General features: G+C 53.5%; 13 protein-coding genes and 1 pseudogene. 4 read left to right on the top strand and 10 right to left on the bottom strand.

Annotation, left to right across the window (positions count from 1 at the left end; genetic code table 11):
- Window positions 1-364: 364 nt before the first annotated feature.
- Window positions 365-2,149 carry a methyl-accepting chemotaxis protein gene (locus PBOR_RS05460; protein WP_042210819.1) on the bottom strand — a complete coding sequence of 595 codons (1,785 nt, stop codon included), beginning with the start codon at window positions 2,147-2,149 and terminating at the stop codon, window positions 365-367.
- A 207-nt stretch (window positions 2,150-2,356) separates the two neighbouring features.
- A complete protein-coding gene (locus tag PBOR_RS05455) occupies window positions 2,357-3,766 on the bottom strand; it encodes a deoxyguanosinetriphosphate triphosphohydrolase family protein (RefSeq protein WP_042210818.1) in 1,410 nt (469 codons plus the stop codon).
- Window positions 3,767-3,964: 198 nt separating this feature from the next.
- Between PBOR_RS05455 and PBOR_RS05450 the strand changes: the two genes are divergently transcribed.
- Both PBOR_RS05450 and PBOR_RS05445 read left to right on the top strand, forming a co-directional pair.
- A complete protein-coding gene (locus tag PBOR_RS05450; protein WP_042210817.1) occupies window positions 3,965-4,741 on the top strand; it encodes a polysaccharide deacetylase family protein in 777 nt (258 codons plus the stop codon).
- Between the two features lie 133 nt (window positions 4,742-4,874).
- Window positions 4,875-5,879, top strand: coding sequence for a helix-turn-helix transcriptional regulator (locus PBOR_RS05445; RefSeq protein WP_042210816.1), 1,005 nt, complete (start codon window positions 4,875-4,877; stop codon window positions 5,877-5,879).
- A gap of 91 nt (window positions 5,880-5,970) precedes the next feature.
- On the opposite strand, the pseudogene dhaK reads toward PBOR_RS05445, so the two are convergent.
- The 7 genes and pseudogenes from dhaK to PBOR_RS05400 form a co-directional block, all read right to left on the bottom strand.
- Window positions 5,971-7,614, bottom strand: a pseudogene (dhaK, locus tag PBOR_RS36095) (dihydroxyacetone kinase subunit DhaK).
- Window positions 7,611-8,711 carry a glycerol dehydrogenase gene (locus tag PBOR_RS05430; protein ID WP_042210813.1) on the bottom strand — a complete coding sequence of 367 codons (1,101 nt, stop codon included), beginning with the start codon at window positions 8,709-8,711 and terminating at the stop codon, window positions 7,611-7,613. The pseudogene dhaK and the gene PBOR_RS05430 overlap by 4 nt, the downstream one beginning before the upstream one ends.
- Before the next feature lie 142 nt (window positions 8,712-8,853).
- Window positions 8,854-9,855, bottom strand: coding sequence for a PocR ligand-binding domain-containing protein (locus PBOR_RS05425; RefSeq protein WP_042210812.1), 1,002 nt, complete (start codon window positions 9,853-9,855; stop codon window positions 8,854-8,856).
- A gap of 788 nt (window positions 9,856-10,643) precedes the next feature.
- Window positions 10,644-12,863, bottom strand: coding sequence for an alginate lyase family protein (locus PBOR_RS05415; protein WP_042210810.1), 2,220 nt, complete (start codon window positions 12,861-12,863; stop codon window positions 10,644-10,646).
- 42 nt (window positions 12,864-12,905) lie between these two features.
- The gene (locus tag PBOR_RS05410; RefSeq protein WP_042134005.1) at window positions 12,906-13,775 is read right to left on the bottom strand and encodes a carbohydrate ABC transporter permease; all 870 of its coding nucleotides are present in this window, start codon (window positions 13,773-13,775) and stop codon (window positions 12,906-12,908) included.
- A gap of 24 nt (window positions 13,776-13,799) precedes the next feature.
- Window positions 13,800-14,708, bottom strand: a complete 909-nt coding sequence (locus tag PBOR_RS05405; protein WP_042210809.1) for an ABC transporter permease — start codon at window positions 14,706-14,708, stop codon at window positions 13,800-13,802.
- 82 nt (window positions 14,709-14,790) lie between these two features.
- Window positions 14,791-16,353, bottom strand: coding sequence for an extracellular solute-binding protein (locus PBOR_RS05400; RefSeq protein ID WP_042210808.1), 1,563 nt, complete (start codon window positions 16,351-16,353; stop codon window positions 14,791-14,793).
- A gap of 211 nt (window positions 16,354-16,564) precedes the next feature.
- On the opposite strand from PBOR_RS05400, the gene PBOR_RS05395 reads away from it, so the two are divergent.
- Together PBOR_RS05395 and PBOR_RS05390 are read left to right on the top strand one after the other, a co-directional pair.
- Window positions 16,565-18,370: a cache domain-containing sensor histidine kinase gene (locus PBOR_RS05395; RefSeq protein ID WP_042210807.1), complete on the top strand. Its 1,806-nt coding sequence runs from the start codon at window positions 16,565-16,567 to the stop codon at window positions 18,368-18,370.
- Window positions 18,357-19,976 carry a helix-turn-helix domain-containing protein gene (locus tag PBOR_RS05390; protein ID WP_042210806.1) on the top strand — a complete coding sequence of 540 codons (1,620 nt, stop codon included), beginning with the start codon at window positions 18,357-18,359 and terminating at the stop codon, window positions 19,974-19,976. The genes PBOR_RS05395 and PBOR_RS05390 overlap by 14 nt, the downstream gene beginning before the upstream one ends.
- 60 nt (window positions 19,977-20,036) lie before the next feature.
- Here the strand turns inward: PBOR_RS05390 and modB are convergent, their stop codons facing one another.
- Window positions 20,037-20,699, bottom strand: a complete 663-nt coding sequence (gene modB / locus PBOR_RS05385; RefSeq protein WP_042210805.1) for a molybdate ABC transporter permease subunit — start codon at window positions 20,697-20,699, stop codon at window positions 20,037-20,039.
- Window positions 20,700-20,701: the final 2 nt, after the last annotated feature.

Here is a 20,701-nt window from a genome sequence, read left to right as displayed (position 1 = left end):
AGCCTCGGTCTAATCCGAAAAATCACCAGTTCAAGCTATAAAGTAATATAGCTTTACCTCCCCCGCTTCACTACAGTTGTATGCCCAGACAGAAACAGCCTCTGCTAACCTAAGCAGAGGCTGTTTGTATATTCCCATCTCACTATATAAGAAGAATTAAGGAAAGCAACAAAAAAAGCGAAGGATTGGAGGGGGATTTTGGAACTGTAGGAGCGGTAGCGTCCGCCTTTAGGTTTGGATTTCTACTGCGAACAGCAGTTTAAATCAGGAAATCCAAACCTAACAGCGGCCGGAAGTCCAAATATACACCGTAGTGACGCCTGTGCTTTGAGTGAATATCTTTAATTCAGCTTATATAGCCCCCTCACACTTGAAAGCGAGTAACAGACTCCTTAAGCTCAGTCAGCAGCAGCTTCAGATGCTCAATGCCGTTGGCCACTTCGGTGGTGGCGCTGAGCTGCTCATGAGCGGAAGCGGAAGTCTCTTCTACACCGGCCGCAGATTGCTGGGCAAGTGCCGAGATATGCTGACTGAACTCATTCATGGTTTCACTGGCTCCGGTCATCTGCTCCAGATCCTTGCCCATGTCTTCAACTGTGAGCGCCATTACCCCCACTGAGCCGTTGATTTCGGCCAGGGCTTCGCCCGTCTCGACAATCTGCCGGCTGCCCTCTTCCGTCTTCGCCACTCCGCCGCGCAACTGCTCAACCATAGCTTTGGAGTCATGCTGTATTCCTTGTGTAATTCCCGTAATCTCTGCTACCGTCCGCTGCACATCCTCCGACAGCTTGCGCACCTCCTGTGCCACTACCGCAAAGCCCCGGCCGCTGTCACCGGCTCTTGCCGCTTCGATGGCCGCATTAATCGCCAGCAGATGTGTCTGCTCGGAGATGCTGCGGATAGAGCCCACAAGCCGGAAGATGCCCTCATTCTTGCGGTTCAGCTCCTCCACCGTCTCCATGGACTGCGATACAGCATCCGCAATCTGGTTCATTTGAGCTACCGAGCTCTCCATGAGTGCTCTGCCCTTCTCACCCTTCTGCCGCACCTGCTCCGAATGAAGCGAGAGATCCGTTCCCCTGCCGGCAAAATTCTCAATTAAAGCGTTTAACTCCTCCACCGCCTTGGAAGCATCTACCGCTGCTTCAGCCTGGCTTCCGGAGGCTTTGGCCAGCTCTTCCATCGTCAAGGCAATCTGGCTGCTGCCTTCCTTGGTATCGGAAATCGTATGCATCAGCTCATCGCCCTGTTCCGAAATCACCTCGGAGACATTTCTGATCCGGTTCACCATTTCCAGCAGGGTGCGGTTGGTTTCGTTTACGGTTTTGGCAAGCTGGCCGATTTCATCCCTGTTGCCGATCAGGGTATCTTCAGCGGTCAGATCACCGCCGGAAATCCGCTGCAGGTGCGCCGTTACCTTTTTGAGCGGATTGATCATGGTCTTACGGATCACCATGTTAATCATACCGATGACTACCAGGACAATCAGTACAGTTACAATACTTAATGTCAGGGAAGTGTGAAAAATTTTCTGGGAAACCTTGCCCTCACTCGCTGCTTCATCCTGAGTGTGCGCAACAAGCGCGTCCAGATCAACCTGCATGGAATTAAACGCCGCGATCCCCTTGTGGGATACCTCCAGTGCTAATTCCTCGTCATTCGAGCTGCTGAGCAGGATCGCCTGATTGTTGACGGTCAGGAACTCACCCCACTTCCCGACGAGCGACTGTAATTGCCCCAGCTCCTGCTCTCCGCGCAGGGTGAGCTTATATTCCTTCAATGTATCTGACACTTTGCGGATGAATTTGGCCCGCTCTTCCGCAAGTGTGCTTTTCTCCGCGCTATCCGTGCTCAGAATATGCTGCATGCTAATCGCCATAACATGCTCTGTCAGGTAATTTACATTGTGGATTTTATCCAGTGCGGGAATGCTCTGATTAATAATATTGCCTGTGTTCTTCTGCATACCGTTCATTTGATAGAGCGAGACCCCGCCGGTAACCAGAACCAGTACAGCCAAAGCCGCATAACCGGACGCAATCTTGAACCCAATACTTTTACTTCCTTTAGCTAGAGCGGTTTGGCGCACCTTCCTTGCTCCACTCACCCATTTTTTAACTGCATTTCTCAGTTGTTGACCCTTGCCCATATACGTGCGCCTCCTCCAACTTTTTCCGAAAACATAACCGGAATTCCATACTATTACATTTCATTTTCATAAAAAACCAAAAAAAAATAGGTTGCTAGTACTATTTCGGCAAAATGTCTAAAAAATTTTATATGTATATCCAGATAATATAAAGAAATACCCGCCAGCCAAACCGGCTGACAGGTACTATAAACGCAGCAGTATGTCCTAGTCCAAATCGTAAATCGAGCCAACCTTCAGCCCGTACAGCTCATTGTAGATTTTCTCGGCAAAAGCATCGGTCATTCCGGCGATATAATCTGTCACCATATGCTCCCAGGTCCAGATGGGCCTGGCCGACTTCTGATCCTTCTCATACCGCTGCAGCCAATCGGTCGGAATAATACTCCGTGAGGTCTCGGGATCCAGGAAGGCCTCCCACAACCGGCGCAATATCCATTCGCTCCGTTTCTGCAGGCGCTGCACACGCAAATCGCGGATCATCGTCACCCAGGCAAAGCTTTTGAGCACACTGACCGTCCGGAGCATGTCCTCGTCTTCCTGGCCTTCCTTGATGAAGGTGACCTTCTTCCAGTCCCCGTCCTCAATAACGCCGAGACTGGCGACAAAAGTACTGACCCAATAAGCTTTAACTTCACGGCGCGTGCGGGAATAGTCATTCTCACAGGTTGGCATTTTCTCCATCCATACCCGAAGGAACGAGCTAAGCACTTCCTCAACCTTGGCGCCGATCGCCTCCGCTTGCCAGCCTGACCAGAAGGCATCCTCCAGCGTAGTGATCTTCTCTACAATCAGCCGCTGGATGTATTCGTCATGCATGAAATGCTCGTGCACCTCTATCTTGCCGGCCTTAATGCCGTCTTCGAGATCATGGGCCGAATAGGCAATGTCATCGCATAGGTCCATAAGCTGTGCTTCCAGTGTCTTTTTGCCTGCCGGAACTCCCCACTGGGTGCGGATCTCGTTGATATACTCCCATTCATGCAGGTACATGCCCTTCTTCAGCACAGTACCCGGGAACGGATATTTGTTAATGCCCAGCAGCACCGCATCGGAGAGGTTCAATCCATCGATATTCTCCCGTTTCTCCAGAAACATGATCAGGCGGAAGTTATGGGCATTGCCTTCAAAATGTTCATATTTACGCTTCATGCTCTCGTGAATCGTCTGTTTCTGTACCGGACCGGCCCCGGATTTCGCAGCGGCTTCCGCTGTCTTCTTAGCAATCAGTCCCTCCAGCAGACTGTCCAGCACTTCTTCCCCTTTATGTCCAAACGGCGGATGGCCGAAATCATGCGCAATGGCCGCACATTCCACGACCTCCGGATCGATGACCAATCCCGGATTTCCAGCCGCCCCCGTCTCTACTTCAGGGTAAGAACGCAGCAGACTTTTGGCAGCCTCGCGGGCAATCTGCGCCACCTCCAGCGAGTGGGTCAGCCGCGTGCGGTAATAATCGCCGGTGCCTGCACCGAATACCTGTGATTTGCCCTGCAGCCGGCGGAAGGTCGGCGAATGGATCAGACGCGAATAATCGCGTTCATATGCGGCTCTGGATGTTTCCAGCCGGGTAATTTCCGGATATTGCCTATGCTCTCTTTTCTCAATTAGTGTCATCTCCGCTGCCCCTATTCCTTGATCTGTATTTAGTACTTCATTATAAGTCATTTCCGGCAGAACTTTCACTCTAAAATACAAATCGCCGGGCATCCGGGCTCAAATGCATATTTCATAGGACAGATGGAGCATTCTAAGGCTCAAGCAGTGCAAGACTGGCTTATAAAAACACAGGGTGTGGAGTGAAACTTGAGACGCATGAATAGAGGAATCCGAATCACTGCCGCGGCCCTTACAGCGCTCGCGCTTATGCACGGCTCGTCAGACCTTGCGCTCGGCAGCCCGAACAGGGTCAAGAACCGCTATTATTATGAGGAACGGGGCGACATGATCTGGGAGGTGCAGACCAGCCAAAAGCTTATAGCACTCACCTTCGACGACGGCCCGGACCCCATCGAGACGGATGGTATTCTGGAGGTGCTGCATCAATACAATGCGAAATGCACATTTTTTGCAATTGGCAAACGGATCGCCGCTTATCCCGAAGTAGCCAGACGCGTCATTAATGAAGGCCATGAGCTTGCTAACCATACCTATAACCACGTCTACTTCAAAACTCCGGTCTCCGGGCAGCAGATTCAGGAAGAGCTGGAGCTGGCGGAGAAGGAGATTGTCAAAGTATCCGGCAAGCACAGCAGCCTGTTCAGGCCTCCGGGCGGAATGTATGACGAGACGATGATTGATGTGTCCAACAACATGGGCCTGAAGCCGGTGCTCTGGTCCTGGCATCAGGATACCCGCGACTGGAACCGCCCCGGAGTATGGAGCATCTCCAGCCGGGTGATCCGCAATGCCAAGAGTGGCGATATCGTCCTGTTCCACGACCATGTCCATGGACAATCGCAAACGAAGGAAGCGCTGAAGATCATCCTGCCTGAGCTTGAGAAGCAGGGATTCCGGTTCGTCACCGTCTCGGAGCTGATTCAGTGTTCCGATGCACAGCAGGCGAAGACTGACCGGCATGGGGCTTATTAAGCCCGTGTTCTGCGCTCCGCCTGCTCCCCGGGTGTTATCTTAGATTGCGCAGGCCCACAAAATAAGGTAGTCTTGAGCATTATAAGGCTATGTGACTTCTGCCGCAGTTCATCCCCTGGGAGGGTTTAAATTCATGTCCGAGAATACTTCCTATACTACCGAGGAAATCGCCCGGTTACTCAAAATATCCAAGCTTAAAGTCTATGACCTGATCAAAAAAGGAGAGCTTCCCTCCTACCGTGTCGGCAAGCAAATGCGCGTTGACCTCTCTGATCTGGAGAGGTACAAGCAGAATTCCCGCAGCAGCGGGGCTTATGGTCATCCGCTCCCCGGCGGCAGCGGATTGCAGGAAATACAGCAGCCGCAGGCAGCCGCTTCCTTCGCGCCTCCGTTCCAGAGCTTCGCGCCGCCCCACAGCGGCAAAGGCACCAGCGTGAATGTGGTCATTACCGGCCAGGATATGTCGCTTGATATTCTGGCGACCCATCTGGAGCGTACATTGCCGTCTACCCGCCCGCTCCGTTCGTATGCCGGCAGCCTGGACAGCCTGATTGCCATGTATCACGGGGAATCGGATATTGTCAGCACCCATCTGCTGGACGGTGATACCGGCGAATATAATCTCCCTTATATCCGCAAGCTGCTCGTGGGCTTCTCTTATGTCGTGGTGCATCTGCTGTCACGGAGTGCCGGGTTCTATGTGCAGAAGGGCAATCCGAAAGGCATCCGCAGCTGGAGTGATCTCCGGCAGAGCGGGCTGACCCTGATTAACCGCGAACGCGGCTCCGGGGCCCGGGTTCTGCTGGATGAGCAGCTCCGCCTGCTCGGAATTCCCTCCGCCTCGCTTCAGGGCTACGGAACCGAAGAGAACAGTCATCTGGCTGTAGCCGGCATGGTAGCGCGGGGGAGCGCCGATGTGGGCATCGGCACCGAGAAAGCCGCTAAGATTATTGAAGGCATCGACTTCATTCCGCTCACTGAGGAACGCTATGACCTGGTCATGGTCAAGAAGCCGGAGAATGAACAATGGATCAGCACGGTCATTGATATTCTGCGCTCACCCGCTTTCCAGAACGAGCTGAAGTCCATCCACAGCTATAACCTTACCGAAACCGGAAATATTATTTACGAGACTTGAGTTTGGGACAAACCAAAGGGACGTCCGGTTGCGATCTTGCCGCCGGGCGTCCCTTTTGGTTTACAGCAATCATTCATTGCTCCTTCTATCCTTACTGCTGCATCCGGTCTACAATCCCGGTGAACAGAATACCTATCGCTGTAGCTCCGGCATCCGGGTGGCTGAGGCTCCGCTCGCCCACATAGCTTGCCCTGCCTTTGGAAGCGATAATGTCTTTGGTGTGCTCGGCTCCCTGCACCGCCGCTTCTGCGCCCTTGCGCATGCTGATCAGCAGGGCGTCGCCATTCTCCGCACTCTTCCGCTGGGCTTCAGCAGCAGGAATCAGCGCATCAAGCAGCGTCTTATCGCCAAGCTTGGCCCCGCCCCGCTTCTGAATCCCTTCTGCCGCACTCTCCAGCAGCTCCGCCAGTTCAAGCCCGCTTAACTCTGTTCGGCCCTTGGCATATTTAGCAGCGCTGCGGAAGGCCGAGCCCCAGATTGGTCCCGAAGCTCCCCCGCAATGCTCGATGATGACCATTCCGCAGGCTTTGAGGAATTCGCCGATCTCCTCTTGCGGCAGCTCTTCCCATTCCAGCTTCAGCTGCCGGAAGCCTTTGGCCAGCGACATGCCGAAGTCACCGTCGCCGGCGAACGAATCCAGCTCACAGAACTCGACTTCCTTGTCGATGATGAGCTTCGCCATCTCATCTACCATCACTACGATATCCGCTGTAAGCAGCTTCTCCATTGCTTTCGCCTCCTAACATTTATAAGCTACAGTCTCCGCGCTATAGTCCAGCGCCTGCTTCAGCTCATCATCCAGCTTCAGCAGGGTGACCGACGCACCCGCCATATCGATCGCACTCATATAATTGCCGACAAAGGTCCGGTATACCCTGATCTTGGCTTCCTCCAGCAGCAGGCTGACCGAACGGTTCAGGATATACAGCTCCTGCAGCGGCGTTGCCCCGAAGCCGTTAATCATCAGCGCAACTTCCTCCTGCGGATTCACCGGCATATCGGCAAGCAATGCCTGCACCGCCTTGGCAGCCAGTTCATCGGCTGGAACGAGCTTTTCCCGGGCAATACCCGGTTCGCCGTGAATGCCTACACCGAATTCGATCTCATCCTCACCCAGCGCGAACGTCGGCGAGCCTTTGGCCGGCACAGTACAGGAAGTCAGCGCGAAGCCGATCGAGCGGACATTGCGCACCGTTTTCTCGGCGATGGCCTTAACTTCCGCCAATGCGTCTCCGCGTTCAGCAGCCGCTCCGGCGATTTTATGCACAAACACCGTACCGGCTACGCCTCTTCTGCCTGCCGTCGATGCATCGTCCGCTACGGACACATCATCGTTCACATACACTTTTTCCACCGGTATATCATCGTCTTCGAACGCCATCTCAGCCGCCGCATCGAAATTCATGCAGTCACCGGAATAGTTCTTAATGATCAGCAGCGTTCCCTTGGAGGAAGCCGTCTTCGTAATCGCGTTGTAGACCTGAATGGTCGACGGAGAGGCAAACACATCGCCGCATACCGCTGCATCCAGCATTCCCTTGCCCACGTATCCGCCATGGGCCGGCTCATGTCCGCTGCCTCCGCCGCTGATCAGGGTGACTTTGTCCGGATTCAGCTCCTTACGCGTAATGATTTTGTATTTCCGGTTCCACTCCAGCAGCTCCGGGTGGGCCAGCACCATGCCCTCGATCATCTGCACTACAACGTCTTCAGGGGCGTTGATAATCTTCTTCATCTGGCTCCGCCTCCGCTTCCGCCCAGCCGGTCCGCAGCCAGAATGGCCGCATACACATCATAAGGAGTGACCGGGAACGGCATATTATGAATCGATTCCCCTTCGGCGCAGGCTCTTTCAGCCACCGGCATCAGCCGCTCTTTGCTTATATCCGTAACCCCGAGGTCCTTCAGACAGGTAGGAAGTCCAATCGACTTGCAGAAGGCCAGCACCGTATCGAGCTCCGCCTGCGGCGCGTTCTCCAGCACCATGTGCACCAGTGTGCCGAAAGCCACCTTTTCCCCGTGATAATAATGATGGGTCTCCTCCAGAATGGTCAGCCCGTTATGCACCGCATGCGCTGCGGCCAGTCCCCCGCTCTCAAATCCAAGTCCGCTAAGCAGGATATTCGTCTCGATAATATTCTCCAGTGCCTGCGTAACTACCTTGCTGTCATTGGCCGCTTTGGCCTTCAGTCCGTCCTCCAGCAGTGTTTCGTAGCAGAGCCGCGCCAGCTCCATCGCCGCCTTGGTGCTTACCGCCCCGGAATTGTTATAGGTGAACCCTCTGACACAGGACCTCGCTTCAAAAAAGGTCGACAGCGCATCCCCCATCCCGGCCACCAGAAAACGCGTCGGCGCATTGGCAATGATTCCGGTATCCACCAGCACCACATTGGGATTCTGCCGTGCGTACAGATAGGATTCGAACTCGCCGTGCTCCGAATAGATCACCGAAGAGCCGCTGCATGGTGCATCTGTGGCCGCAATGGTCGGTACGACAATAATCGCAATTCTTGCGCGGTTGGCGATCGCCTTGGCTGTATCCAGCGCTTTGCCGCCGCCGAGGCCAACAATGACGTCACAGCCTTCCGCTGCCGCGAACTGCTCCAGCCGGTCGATCTCCTTAAGCGTACATTCCCCGCCGAAGCCGCCGGTTACGAATTCGAAGCCGCCTTTGGCAACCGCCTTGTCCAGGTAATCCTGAACCCGGGCCTGATCATCCTTATGCGCTACCAGTAGCGCTTTCCGTCCATAGATCGTTACATAGTCCCCGATGTTGTACAGTTCATCTTTGCCCTGGACATATTTAGAGGGAGAGGTTAGTATTTTTCTCATTTCACAGCACTCCTCAATAGGATTTGTAAACGCTTCCCATTCAGTATAAACCCTTTGCTGCTGTTTGGCATTGCACGATCCTGTATAGGATTAATCCGTTATTCTACCCTATATAATTCCAGATGAAATTCCAGCGTAATTCTCAGCGGTGCTTCAGGCGGTAGGCCGCCGGGGTGTCTCCTGCAAACTTCTTGAAGGTCCGGATGAAATACCCGCTGTCCTCATATCCCAGTGAATACGCAATGCTCACGACAGAATCCGCCTCTTCCACCAGACAACGTTTCGCTTCCTCAAGTCTAAGGCTATTTATATAGGAAGAAAAAGTGCTGCCCGTCTCCTGCCGGAACAGTCTGCTGAAATAATCTGCACTGATCCAGCATAACTTGGCCATCTCCGCCAGTCTCAGCGGCTCCCGGTAATGCCCATGAATGTACTCCAGCGCCGGCTTCAGCCGGATGCTTCCGCCTGTTGTGCCCGTAGCTTGCTGCCCGCCTGCCGGATGGCCAGTTTCCTGCTCCTGCAGAAGGGGAACGGGAGTAGCCTGCTCTTGCGCAGCTTTTTCCTCTGTATGCTTCACAGCAGCAGTCTTGCCAAATGCATAAGTCCGATTCTTAGCGCCTATCCTGCCCGTTATATAATGACTCATATGGGTAACCAGACTGGCTACGGATTCGATCCGCTCATAGGACATCACCGGAAGGCTCCGGTAATATTCCTCCAGCATTGCGCCATGCTCCCCCTGGTCTGAACCGCCGGATGCACTTAGCACATCAAGTTCCTTGCCGGTATCCTGTCCGGGGATGGAGATCTGCCCCAGCATAATGGAGCCAAGGTACTTGCTGCCGACTACCAGCGGTACCGCCATATCCACAATGCCCATATGGCATTTATAGACATAGGGACGCTGCATGCTCTGCGCAGCATGTCCCCCGCGGTAATCACAGCTCTCACATAACCTGGAGGACTGGGTAGCTGATCTCATCGCTCTGCAAAAGTCCGTGCATTTGCTGTGCCGGGTAACCGGCTTGCCGGCAGCATCCACCGTAAGCACCGCCATATCCGTAACCGCAGCAAGATCGTCCTGAATGACCTGCAGCGCCTGTGTATCCACGACATGCTCAAGCAGTTCCAAAGAGTTCCTCATGAGTCCCTCCATTTTCATTCAAATTATATCTAAAATTATAACATGATTACGGTTACAACAAGGAGATCCGGCGCAAACATTTTCAAGTTGGCGGATTCAGGGGCACTTTTGCCCCTTATTCCCGCCTGCTGCCCACTTTCGGCGAATTCAGGGGCACTTCTGCTCCTCATTTCCACCTGCTGCCCTCTTTTGGCGGATTCAGGGGCACTTTTGCCCCTTATTCCCGCCTGCCGCCTGCTTTCGGCGGATTCAGGGGCACTTCTGCCCCTCATTCCCGCCTGCTGCCCACTTTTGGCGGATTCAGGGGCACTTTTGCCCCTCATTTCCACCTGCCGCCCACTTTCGGCGGATTCAGGGGCACTCTTTAATACAGTCTCATTTTTATCCATTTCTCAGATTCGTCTAAATCTTGAAAGCAAGCTTTCTTGCAATGCTACTGCGGCTGGGGGACAAATAGTCGCAGGTAAGCATGCATGGAGTCCGTTTATCCGGCCAAAGTTGATTTTGGCCAGGAATAAGAGCTGCCTTAGTCGCACCCGGTCCGTTATCAAGCAAGCAGGCAGAAATCTAACCCCATGGACTTAGTCGGTCCTGCCAGCATTCCAATCGCAAACGAAACCTGTACGGGAGTGAATGGTTGCCTTACCCGCCAACGTCGGACCGGCCTCCTGTGATGTAGCCTTAAGTGCGGTTAATCTAGGAGGATAAGTTATCATGTGGAACCTATCAATTCTTATATTTACAACTAAAACAATGCCCACCCCGGTTCAGGATGGACGTTGTTCATTTCAGCCACTATGCTCTTTGGAAGCAGTGATCACAATAACATCCCGGCTGTAGCTCCTCCCGGCAAACTCCAAGCCTTCCGGTTCTTCCTTGCGGGGCAGCAGCGCTTCAGCAATGATATTGCCGGTGTGATCGAGGTAGCCCGCTACCTCTACACTGCCATGGTATAAGCAGATTTCATCCACTCGGTCTTCCATTATAATACGCAGAGCTGTTGCCTCTTCGGCAGATAGCTCTTTCCCGTTCATCCGTGCAGGCAGTTGTTCAACGGTCACCTTGGGTTTCTCCGTTCCAAACGGAACGGCAAGCGTTACGATTGCTGCTCTCCCCGCCATAGTTAGCGAGCGCTTCACCACCGGACTCTCAGCATACTCCCCCTGCTTGAAGATCAGGCCCGGCTCAAGCACCAGTTGATCGTCAGCGCAGCCGGCAGGCAGATGCTTCAGCAGCAGATTAGCTTCCTCCAGCTGCGTGGATATTTCCCCGCTGCGGCAGTCATATCCCGCTCCGCCGGTCGGCAGATGGAAGTACTGCTCATAACGGTGTTGCTCCTCCGCTTCAAACAGGTCCACGATCAGCCAGTAGCTGTTCTTGATGAACAGCACCTTGCGGGAATGGATTACCGGATCAACATAACAGGTATAGCCGTAATGGCTCGCGAAGCTGTAGTCATAAGCCGCACTGGACTGGACGTCCCAGATTCTGCAGGCTGCCGTAGTTGGCGTATTCCAGTGAAAGCTGCGGACATGCTGGTCCTGGCCATCCACCACTACAGTATTATGGGCCCGGGTGGATACCGTATATTTACGCTCCTTGTTCCACTCGAACAATCCCATACCGGAGTCCGTCAGCAGCTCACGCCCTCCGGCGTAGAGCACCAGGCTCAGCGCATCTGAATGGGCATGTCCGCCGACTCCAACACCTGCACGCATCGCCATATACATGTCTTCCCGGTTCCAGCCCTGCCTGGAGGAAATGTAACCTCCAATGGGGAAACAGGCTGCCGTTTCGGCAGGCTGCTTAGCCTTCAGCTGCTCATATTGCTGCACCGCTTCCGGCCCAACTCTCCAGAGCAGGGAGAACGGCAGCCGCTCATGCCCCAGCGTTTTGAAATCGCCCCGCTGATACAGGTAAGCGCCCAGACTCATGACATTGCGCAGCTCGCTGACCACCTGCACATCGGTATCGCCGAATTTGACCAGCTGCCCGTCGGGTGCCAGCAGATGCATTGTAACGGTGAACATCTTTTCCAGCGTTTCGCGGTATTCTTCCGCGGCGATTCCAAGCTTGTGGAACAGTGCCACCAGTTCATACAGATCGCGCATTACGACCAGATGATAATTCGGGCTTCCTTCAAACTGTACCCCGTCCGCATATACGTTCTGGCGGATATATCCCGGCAGCTCACGCATTCCATACTCCAGCCATTCCGCAGACTCCTTCAGCTCCGGCAGGAGCAGCGCCGTCTGGATCAGCCCCCGCAGCTGCATGCAGACATGGTTGCCGCCGCTGGCATGGTATTTGCGCACATACTGCCCGTGCTCATGGAAGGACTTGATCAGCTTCAGCTTCACTTCAGGCTCAAACGCGGGTGAACTGAAGAAGGTAATGAAAGCTTCCGGCAGCATGAACAGCCGTACCCCAACAGACAGCGGGTCCCAGGTCGAATGCTCGGAACGGAACGTATCATCCACCGGCACCCTATTGTCATCAATGAAATCCTCCATCATGTCATTGAAGCATTTAGCGTATTTCTCATCACCGGTCAGCGCGTAGGCTCTGGACAAATGCTTCACATACACGAACCGGGTCAGATGCAGCTGATACTGCGAGCTGTCATACAGCCAGCTGTTCCAGTCATAGGTTCCGCGCGGGAAGACCACTCTTTTACCCTTAAATAACGGGATATCCCCTTCCACAATCCGGTCCGCCTCAGCGATGGACTGCACCGCTTCCTCCTCATGGCTGTAGCGGCTTGCGGCATACGCCTGAAGCTTGGGAACATCCTTCACTTCAAAGTAATATCTCCCGTTGTTACCAGCTGCAATGAGTTCCAGATAGGCATTCCGCGCAGCCGGCACATCACCTGACTTCAAGTATGCAGCCACACCGCCAAGCTCAGGCCTGCTCAAGTCCAGCATGGTTCCGAGGAATTCTTCATCCGATAGCTGCGGCTTCGTATATACAGGATTATGGCGCAAGTCTTTATATCCAATCGTCATTTGAACCCTCACCTTTATTGGTTTAACGGATCTGATCCGCGTCTATTCCTTAATCGACCCCAGCATGGCACCCTTGGCAAAATACTTCTGCAGGAACGGATACACGATCACAATAGGCAGCATGGCGAGCAGGATTGCCGCATTCTGGACATTGGGCCCGAGGTTAGCCGCCAGCTGTGCGTCTACAGCAGCTTCTGCCGAAATATTGGAGGCACTGATCGCCACCATCTGCCGCAGGAGCGGTTGAATCGGCCAGCGCGATGTATCATTCAGGTAGATGACCGCAGAGAAGAACTCGTTCCAGAACTGCACCATGAAGAACAGCGTAAACGTGGCGATGATCGGCTTGGACAGCGGGAGCACGACCGAATACAGAATTCTGAACTCCCCCGCCCCGTCAATTCTTGCCGCTTCATCCAGACTTTCCGGCAGACTCTGGAAGAACGAGCGGATGACCATGATATTAAAGGCACTGGAGGCCGCCGGAAGCACCACAGCCCAGTAAGAGTCAATCAGACCCAGATTCTTGACCACCAGATAGCTGGGAATCATCCCGCCGTGAAAGATCATGGTGAAGAAAATAATCAGCAGCATGATGCGGCGGCCGGGCAGAAACTTCTTGGATAAAGCATAAGCCAGGGTAATCGATACAAACAGGCTGAGCAGTGTACCCATCACCGTGATAATCACGGAGTTCTTGACCGAGGTCAGGAACGTGTTCGCATTCAGCAGATAGCTGTAAGCATCCAGCGTCCAGTGCTTGGGCCAGATGAAGAAATTCCCAGCCATTGAATCTCCGGGCGGACTGAAGGATACCGCGATAATGTATAGAAAAGGCAGAATAACCAGCAGACTGATTAAGCAGATAATAACTACAATAATGGTGTCAAACCATGTTGCCTTGAGCTTCATAACGTCTCCACTCCTGTTCTTGTTCTAGAATATGCCTTCCTCGCCAAGCAGCTTTGCCGCATAATTGGCCCCGAGTACAAGGATCAGACTGGCAACGGATTTGAACATGCCTACGGTAATCGCGAAGCTGTAGTTGAATTGCTCCAGACCGATGTGGTAGACGAACAGATCGAACACATTGGAGACATCCAGGTTGAGGCTGTTGGTCATCAGGAAGATCTGCATGAAGTTGGAATCCATAGATGAGCCTAGACGGAGCAGCAGCAGGATAACAATGGTGCTCTTGATGCCGGGGAGGGTAATATGCCAGATGCTCTGCAACCGGCTCGCTCCATCCACTTTGGCCGCTTCGTACTGCTCCGGGTTGATCCCTGCGAGTGCAGCCAGGAATATAATTGTCCCCCAGCCTGCATCCTTCCAGATAGACTGGAAGATGACCAGCGGCCGGAACCATTCATTGCTCACCAGGAAATTGGCATTGCCGTCAAACCACTGGCTGAGATAATGATTAATGACGCCCGAAGGCCCGAAGAACGAAATCGTAATCCCGTAAATGACGACCCAGGACAGGAAATGGGGCAGATAGACGATCGTCTGCGACACCCTTTTGAACACTTTGAGCCGCACTTCATTCAGGAGTAACGACAGGATTATCGTAAACGGAAAATAAATGATCAGGTTCAGCAGACTGATCAGCAGTGTATTTTTCAGCAAAATATAGAAATCGGAGGTTCCGAAAAACTGTCTGAAATTATCCAGCCCTACCCACGGGCTGTCCATAATGCCTTTGAACGGGCTGTATTCCTTGAAGGCCAGAATGAGTCCCGACATCGGGATGTAATGAAAAACCAGAAAATAGAGAATACCCGGTGCCGCCAGTAAATAGAAGGGCCATAATTGATTAAACCGTTTAGGGCGCAAAGTTCTCTGCACAGGCTAAACCTCCTTATCCATGGGCAAAAGAAAGGGGAAAAGCCCCCTCCTATGCCTCTGTTTATATTTATTGGTGTCTTATTTAGTGCGCTGCATTATACTGATCCAGCAGTTCCTTGGTAATCTGCACACCTGCACCAGTAGTCCAGGTATCAATCTCTTTCTGTACATCGTCCCAGGTGCCTTCACCCAGTACATATTTCGTCATCACGGCACTCATTTTTTTGTAGCTGTCTGGATTCTTGCTGGCGAACTGTGAGTTGTAGCTGAGGAACGGATTCTCAATGCCGATCTTGCTGATGATATCCAGCGTAGCCTTTTGCTGCGTCAGAATTTCAGGCACCTTGGAGCTGGCGTATACATATGGATCTACCCGGTTCTCCAGAATGAATTGACTCGGCTTATCCAGGTCGTACTGCTTCTGCTGCTCCTCAGTCTGCACAGCAACACCATCTTTGAAGTCACTGGAATGAATGCCGGTAACTCCCGCTTTGGAGAACGCTATATTCTCCTCGGAGGCGGTGAAATCAAGGAAATCAACAATCTGCTGAACCTTGTTTTCCGGCACAGAGCTCGGAATTGCCCACAGCCCGTAGTATCCGCCGAGTACAGCAGCCCCCTTTTGTCCGCCTGCCCCTTCAAGAACGTCGACAATGGCAATTTCAGCATTCGGGTCCGTCTGCTTTAGCTTCTCCACATTGGCCTCTCCCAGATCGCTGACATTCCCGACAAAAGCACCCGCTGTGCCTGCTAGGAATTTGCTCCGTGCCTGGCCCTGATTCTTGAGCACCGGCGCATCCTTGTCAATTAGGCCTTTGCTCCAGGAATCTCTCAGCCACTCCAGGAAGGCCTTGTATTCAGAGGTCTGGAAATCCCGCACAGCATTGCCGCCATCCAGCTTCCACACATTAGGAATGCCGAAGGCGAACTGAATCGGAAGTACACCTGAGAATGGTCCGGGACTGTTGACCCCGTCTGAACCATAGATCGTAAACGGAATGGTTTTGCCTCCGCCCGCCGGATCATTCTCCTTGAATACAGCAAGCGCATTCGTCAGCTCATCCACCGTCTTCGGCACAGCCAGATTGTATTTGTCCAGCCAGTCCTTACGGATCAGGACATTGGCTTCCCCTCCGCCGTACAGCCCGCGCGGTCGGGGAACTCCGTACACCTTGCCGTCGATTCTGATTCCATCCCAGACAACATCATCGATCTGGCTGATATTCTCCGTCTTCTCCAGATAAGGCGTCAGATCATGGAACGCGCCCATCTTCACCAGGTTGTTGAATTTATCATCCTTTCCGCCGTCCATGAGCAGCAGATCATAGGAATCACCTGCCGACACAGCTACGGAGAGCTTATCGGTATAGGCCTCGGAAGGTACGAAGGTCACATCCAGATCCACGTTGCCGCGTTTCTCCAGATCCTCCAGCGCTTTATTGCTGCCCGTCTCCGGCGGATTGCCGAAGAGGATCGTCATCGCTTTGATGCTGGCCGGCTTGCCGCCAGTCTCTGTCTGCGCGCTTCCTTCCGGTGATGCCGTGCTGCCTGCTGCAGAATTGTTGTTACCGGAGCAGCCTGCCAGGGCTGTTGCCATTAATGCTGCTGATGCCATAAGCGGTACAAGCTTTCTTGTAAAATTCATTGTTATCCCCCATTCGCTTGTATTGATTGCGTTTACATCGTTCTTACACTTTGGATTATAGAAGACGCCGCCCTTAGTGAACATGCCGGATTCGAGCCAATGTGTCACCATTTTTAAGATTCGCCCTGATCGCTGTTTCTCCCTATTCCCCAATGTACTATAATCTTTATAGGATAGCCTATCCAGCATTCAGCTAACGGAAGGGGTTCACATGAGTTCACCATTCATCAGTTTTTTGCGGCGGAGCTTCTACATCAAGATGATTCTCGTCATGTTCGCCATCTCTGTGATTCCGCTGATTCTGTTGTCCGCCATCTCTGTAAGCGTGTCCACTACAACCGTAGAGAAACAGGTGAACCGGCTGAACGCCCAGCTTGTCAATCAGGTGGTAGACCGGATTGAATTAACCATGAACCGGCTGCGGGAATTAAGTGAGCAATATTCACGCATTTCGTCCATTCAGGGCGCACTGGTCTCGCCGTCGGCACAATATTTCGAAGAGGTTGTCCGCAAAAAGGATCTGATCTCCGTCCTCAGCAATGCCTCGGCGATTATCGGGAACGTAGAGGGGCTGCAGGTGTACTCAACCATTACAGGGGAGATTCTCTCTTCTGCGGATGCCCCGGCAGCACTTGAGGATTCGCCTTACCGGCCGCTGATTGAAGCGTACTTAGCCTCGGGCAAGCCCAATCTCTTCCTGGACAAACATTCTATGCCGGAGCTTGCGGTGCTGGATTCTTCAACCTACTATATCTCACGGGTCCCCTTCGATTTATATGAGGATCTCAAGGGAGTACTGCTGATCTCAATGAGCAATAATCAATACCAGCAGCAGATTGAGAATATTCAGCTCGGGAGCGAAGGCTCCATTTCACTTCTGACTGAAGACGGCATGAGCATTGCTACAACCAGCAAGCTTGCGGAGCAGGAAGACACCGAGCGGGTACAGGGGATTCTCCGGCACTGGAAGGAGTTGAACCGTCCGAACCAGTTTGCCGCCGGGTCTTCTATTGTCTCAGTCAAACAGACCTCCACCTACGACAAGTGGATCGTGGTCTCGGAAATCCCATCCAAGGAGCTTACTTCAAGTGCAGATATCATCCGCCGGACCGTTACTTATTTCCTGGTCATTCTTGCGGTGCTAGGGGCGCTGTGCGTTGTCGGATTCGGGTATCAGCTATACCGGCCTCTACAGGCGGTGAAGCGGCAGGTCGATGCGCTTAAGAAAGGCCATTTCGAGGCCCGGGTTACTCATTTTGCCAATAATGAAATCGGGGATCTGGGTCGGATGCTGAACACAATGGCTGTCCGTATCCAGGATCTGCTGGCTGATTTGCATGATTCAGAGGATTTGAAGCGCAAGCTGGAGATCCGGGCCCTGCAATCACAGATCAATCCCCATTTCATGTACAATACCTTAAATACCATCCGCATGTTCGCCATGATGAAGGATTATGAGAAGATTAACTCGCTGATGGGCCGGCTGGTCGCACTGCTGCGGTACTCCATGGAGAATTTCGAGCAGACCGTGCAGCTGCAGCAGGAGCTAGATTATTTGGCGGATTATGTGGGGCTGCTCAATATGCGCTATAAGTGTCAAATCCGGCTGGAATCAGACATCGAGGAGCCGCTGCGGAGCATGCAGATCCCGAAGCTGAGTCTCCAGCCACTGATTGAAAACTCCGTGTTCCATGGCGTTCTTCCAAACAAAACGCCGGAAGGGCATATAGGTGTCCGGGTCTTCACCGATACCGTGCAGAACTATATTGTCCTTGAAATTAATGACGACGGAATTGGGCTTGCGGAGGCTGAGCTGAAGAAGCTGCAGCTTCATCTGCTCCGGGAAGAGTCCACAGAGAATATCGGGCTGCAGAATGTATGGCTGAGGATGAAGCTGCTGTTCGGAGGGGATGCGCAAATCCTGCTCTTCAGCGCTCCCGGCGAAGGCTTGACGATCCGCATTATGCTGCCGTCTGAGGCCGTTCTTATGAAGGAGGAGCATCATGAATCACTATAGAGTCGTGCTTGTAGAGGACGAGATTCCGGCAAGAACGGTATTCCGCCATTTCATTGAAGAGCGCGCCGATTTGTTCACGCTGGTCGGCGAAGCCGAAGACGGACAGGATGGGCTGGCCTTGTTCCTGAAGCACAAGCCGGAGCTGGTTGTAACCGATATCACCATGCCGGTCATGAACGGGCTGGAGATGCTCAGAGAGATTGAGCAAAGCGGGGAACGTCCGCCGCAGATCATCATCCTTACCTGCCATCAGGATTTCCACTACGCCCAGCAGGCGATTCATCTGAAGGCCGCCTCCTATCTGATTAAGGATGATTGTCTCTCGGATCCCGGCCTCTTGACCCGGACGATGGAAGAGCTGGCCTCTCAGGCAGGCTCACTGGATGAGTCACGGGAAAAGCAGCTTCAGCTGGAGCAGCAGGTCCGCTTAAGCGAAGTGGAGATTGAGCAGAGTCTGTTCCTGGACATGCTGCTGAATCCGGCAGCCGAAGCCAAATGGCTGCGCAGTCTGGAGGAAGCGCAGCTTCCCCTGCACGGGCAAGGCTTCAAGGTGCTGCTGCTGGAGCTGGACCGCAGCTCCCTGCGCTTCCCGCTCGATCAGCTTGAAGAGCTGAAGCTGTGGCAGTTCGCCGGGGTCAACGTGCTGAAGGAGCTGTTGGCCGGCATTGGCGCGCACAAAGTCATCGCACTCGACAAAGGGCGCTTTCTCGCTCTATATACCGAAGCGTCAGGGATCGAACGTCCCAATTTCCCGGAGCAGGTGCTGCAGTCCTTTGCCGCGAATCTCAAGATGAGATGTATCGCCCTGCAATGCAGCTTCGGGCAGGGACTGGAGGCCCGGCCTGAAGCGCTGAAACGGCTGGCTTCTGCCCCCTATCCTTTCTTCTACCGCTTTGGCGAGAGCATCGCAATTGAGGAATGGGAGCCCACCGCCCGCTTTCAGCGGATTCCGGAGCCGCTCAGCCGGTTCTGGAGCAAGGTACTCAAGAAAGCGCTCCTGGAGCCGCATCTGAGTACGGCCGCACTTGAGCAGGAGCGCAATGCTCTATACCGGCAGGCTATGGAGCAATCCTGGGACCCGGAGCAGATCAAATCCCTGTACCTGAGAGTCTTCCTCGATATGAGCCATAACGTCATTGGAGCCGAAGGCGGTGCAGATCTGGAAGCGGACCTGCGTAAAAGGATGGAGCTTTGCCAGACCTTCAACTCTGTACACGAGGCGACCTGCGATTATTTCCGCAAGCTGCAGCAGCTCCAGGAGGGCGGCCGGAAGATTGATGCTTCGATTACAAGAATCATTCAGCACATGCGCGAAGATCTCAGCTATCCCTATAAGCTGGAGGAGCTGGCCGCTTCGATTAATTACAGTGTGCCTTATTTCAGCTCCATGTTCAAAAAAGCAGTAGGCGAAAGCTTTATTCAATACCTGTCCCGTCTGCGGATTGAAAAGGCAAAGCTGCTGCTGCTTACCACAGATCATAAGACCTTTGAAATTTCCGAAGCCATCGGTTTTGAGAATTACCGCTCCTTCAACCGGATCTTCAAGAAAGAGACTGGCGTTTCCCCTTCCGATTACCGCAGAATGGGGATGGGAATGTCCCAATGAAAAACCCCCGGTATCACCAGAAGTTCAGGTGATACCGGGGGTTTTTTAGCTTACATTCCGTCAGGAACGGCGGTTCACAAACATCAGCATAAGAGCCGAGATGACAATGATTGAGCATACCCACATCCAGGCCAGTGTCATGTTACCGCCGTCGACCGCTACATAGATCGCAGTCGGCACCGTCTGGGTGCGCCCGGGGATATTCCCCGCTACCATGATCGTAGCGCCGAATTCGCCCAGCCCGCGGGCAAACCCGAGCACATAACCTGCGGCCAGTGAACGGCTGGCGAGCGGGAGCGTTACATAGCGCAGCACCTGAAGCTCGCTGGCTCCCTGCGCGCGTGCTGCATCCTCAAGATCCTTCTCCACACCTTCGAAGCCCGCCTTGACTGTCCTGTACACCAGCGGAAAAGCGACAACGACTGCGGCAATGACCGCCGCTCCCCAGGTGAACAGGATCGTATGCTCCGTGAACTGTTCATACAGCTTGCCGATCCAGCTCCGCCGGCCGAGGATCACCAGCAGGACGAAGCCGACCACGGTCGGCGGCAGAACCAGCGGAAGCAGCAGCACCGTCTCAACCAGGCTGTGTCCGAAGAACTTCCGCCCGGCCATCTTCCTGGCCGCCAGCGTAGCCAGCAGGAACACGATGATGCTGGTAATTACCGATATCTTGACCGAAAGCCAGACCGGGGCGAAAAAATCGGTCCAATTGATCTCCATCT

The sequence above is a fragment of the Paenibacillus borealis genome (assembly GCF_000758665.1).
Classification (GTDB): domain Bacteria; phylum Bacillota; class Bacilli; order Paenibacillales; family Paenibacillaceae; genus Paenibacillus_AQ; species Paenibacillus_AQ borealis.
This window is presented reverse-complemented; position numbering and strand designations above follow the sequence as displayed.

What these genes read in the sequence shown, in the direction of transcription:
- PBOR_RS05410 (WP_042134005.1), bottom strand. Translation starts at nt 13,775, where the DNA reads ATGAAGCTCAAGGCAACATGGTTTGACACCATTATTGTAGTTATTATC.
- PBOR_RS05455 (WP_042210818.1), bottom strand. Translation starts at nt 3,766, where the DNA reads ATGACACTAATTGAGAAAAGAGAGCATAGGCAATATCCGGAAATTACC.
- PBOR_RS05415 (WP_042210810.1), bottom strand. Translation starts at nt 12,863, where the DNA reads ATGACGATTGGATATAAAGACTTGCGCCATAATCCTGTATATACGAAG.
- PBOR_RS05400 (WP_042210808.1), bottom strand. Translation starts at nt 16,353, where the DNA reads ATGAATTTTACAAGAAAGCTTGTACCGCTTATGGCATCAGCAGCATTA.
- PBOR_RS05445 (WP_042210816.1), top strand. Translation starts at nt 4,875, where the DNA reads ATGTCCGAGAATACTTCCTATACTACCGAGGAAATCGCCCGGTTACTC.
- PBOR_RS05390 (WP_042210806.1), top strand. Translation starts at nt 18,357, where the DNA reads ATGAATCACTATAGAGTCGTGCTTGTAGAGGACGAGATTCCGGCAAGA.
- PBOR_RS05460 (WP_042210819.1), bottom strand. Translation starts at nt 2,149, where the DNA reads ATGGGCAAGGGTCAACAACTGAGAAATGCAGTTAAAAAATGGGTGAGT.
- PBOR_RS05430 (WP_042210813.1), bottom strand. Translation starts at nt 8,711, where the DNA reads ATGAGAAAAATACTAACCTCTCCCTCTAAATATGTCCAGGGCAAAGAT.
- PBOR_RS05425 (WP_042210812.1), bottom strand. Translation starts at nt 9,855, where the DNA reads ATGAGGAACTCTTTGGAACTGCTTGAGCATGTCGTGGATACACAGGCG.
- PBOR_RS05395 (WP_042210807.1), top strand. Translation starts at nt 16,565, where the DNA reads ATGAGTTCACCATTCATCAGTTTTTTGCGGCGGAGCTTCTACATCAAG.
- modB (WP_042210805.1), bottom strand. Translation starts at nt 20,699, where the DNA reads ATGGAGATCAATTGGACCGATTTTTTCGCCCCGGTCTGGCTTTCGGTC.
- PBOR_RS05450 (WP_042210817.1), top strand. Translation starts at nt 3,965, where the DNA reads ATGAATAGAGGAATCCGAATCACTGCCGCGGCCCTTACAGCGCTCGCG.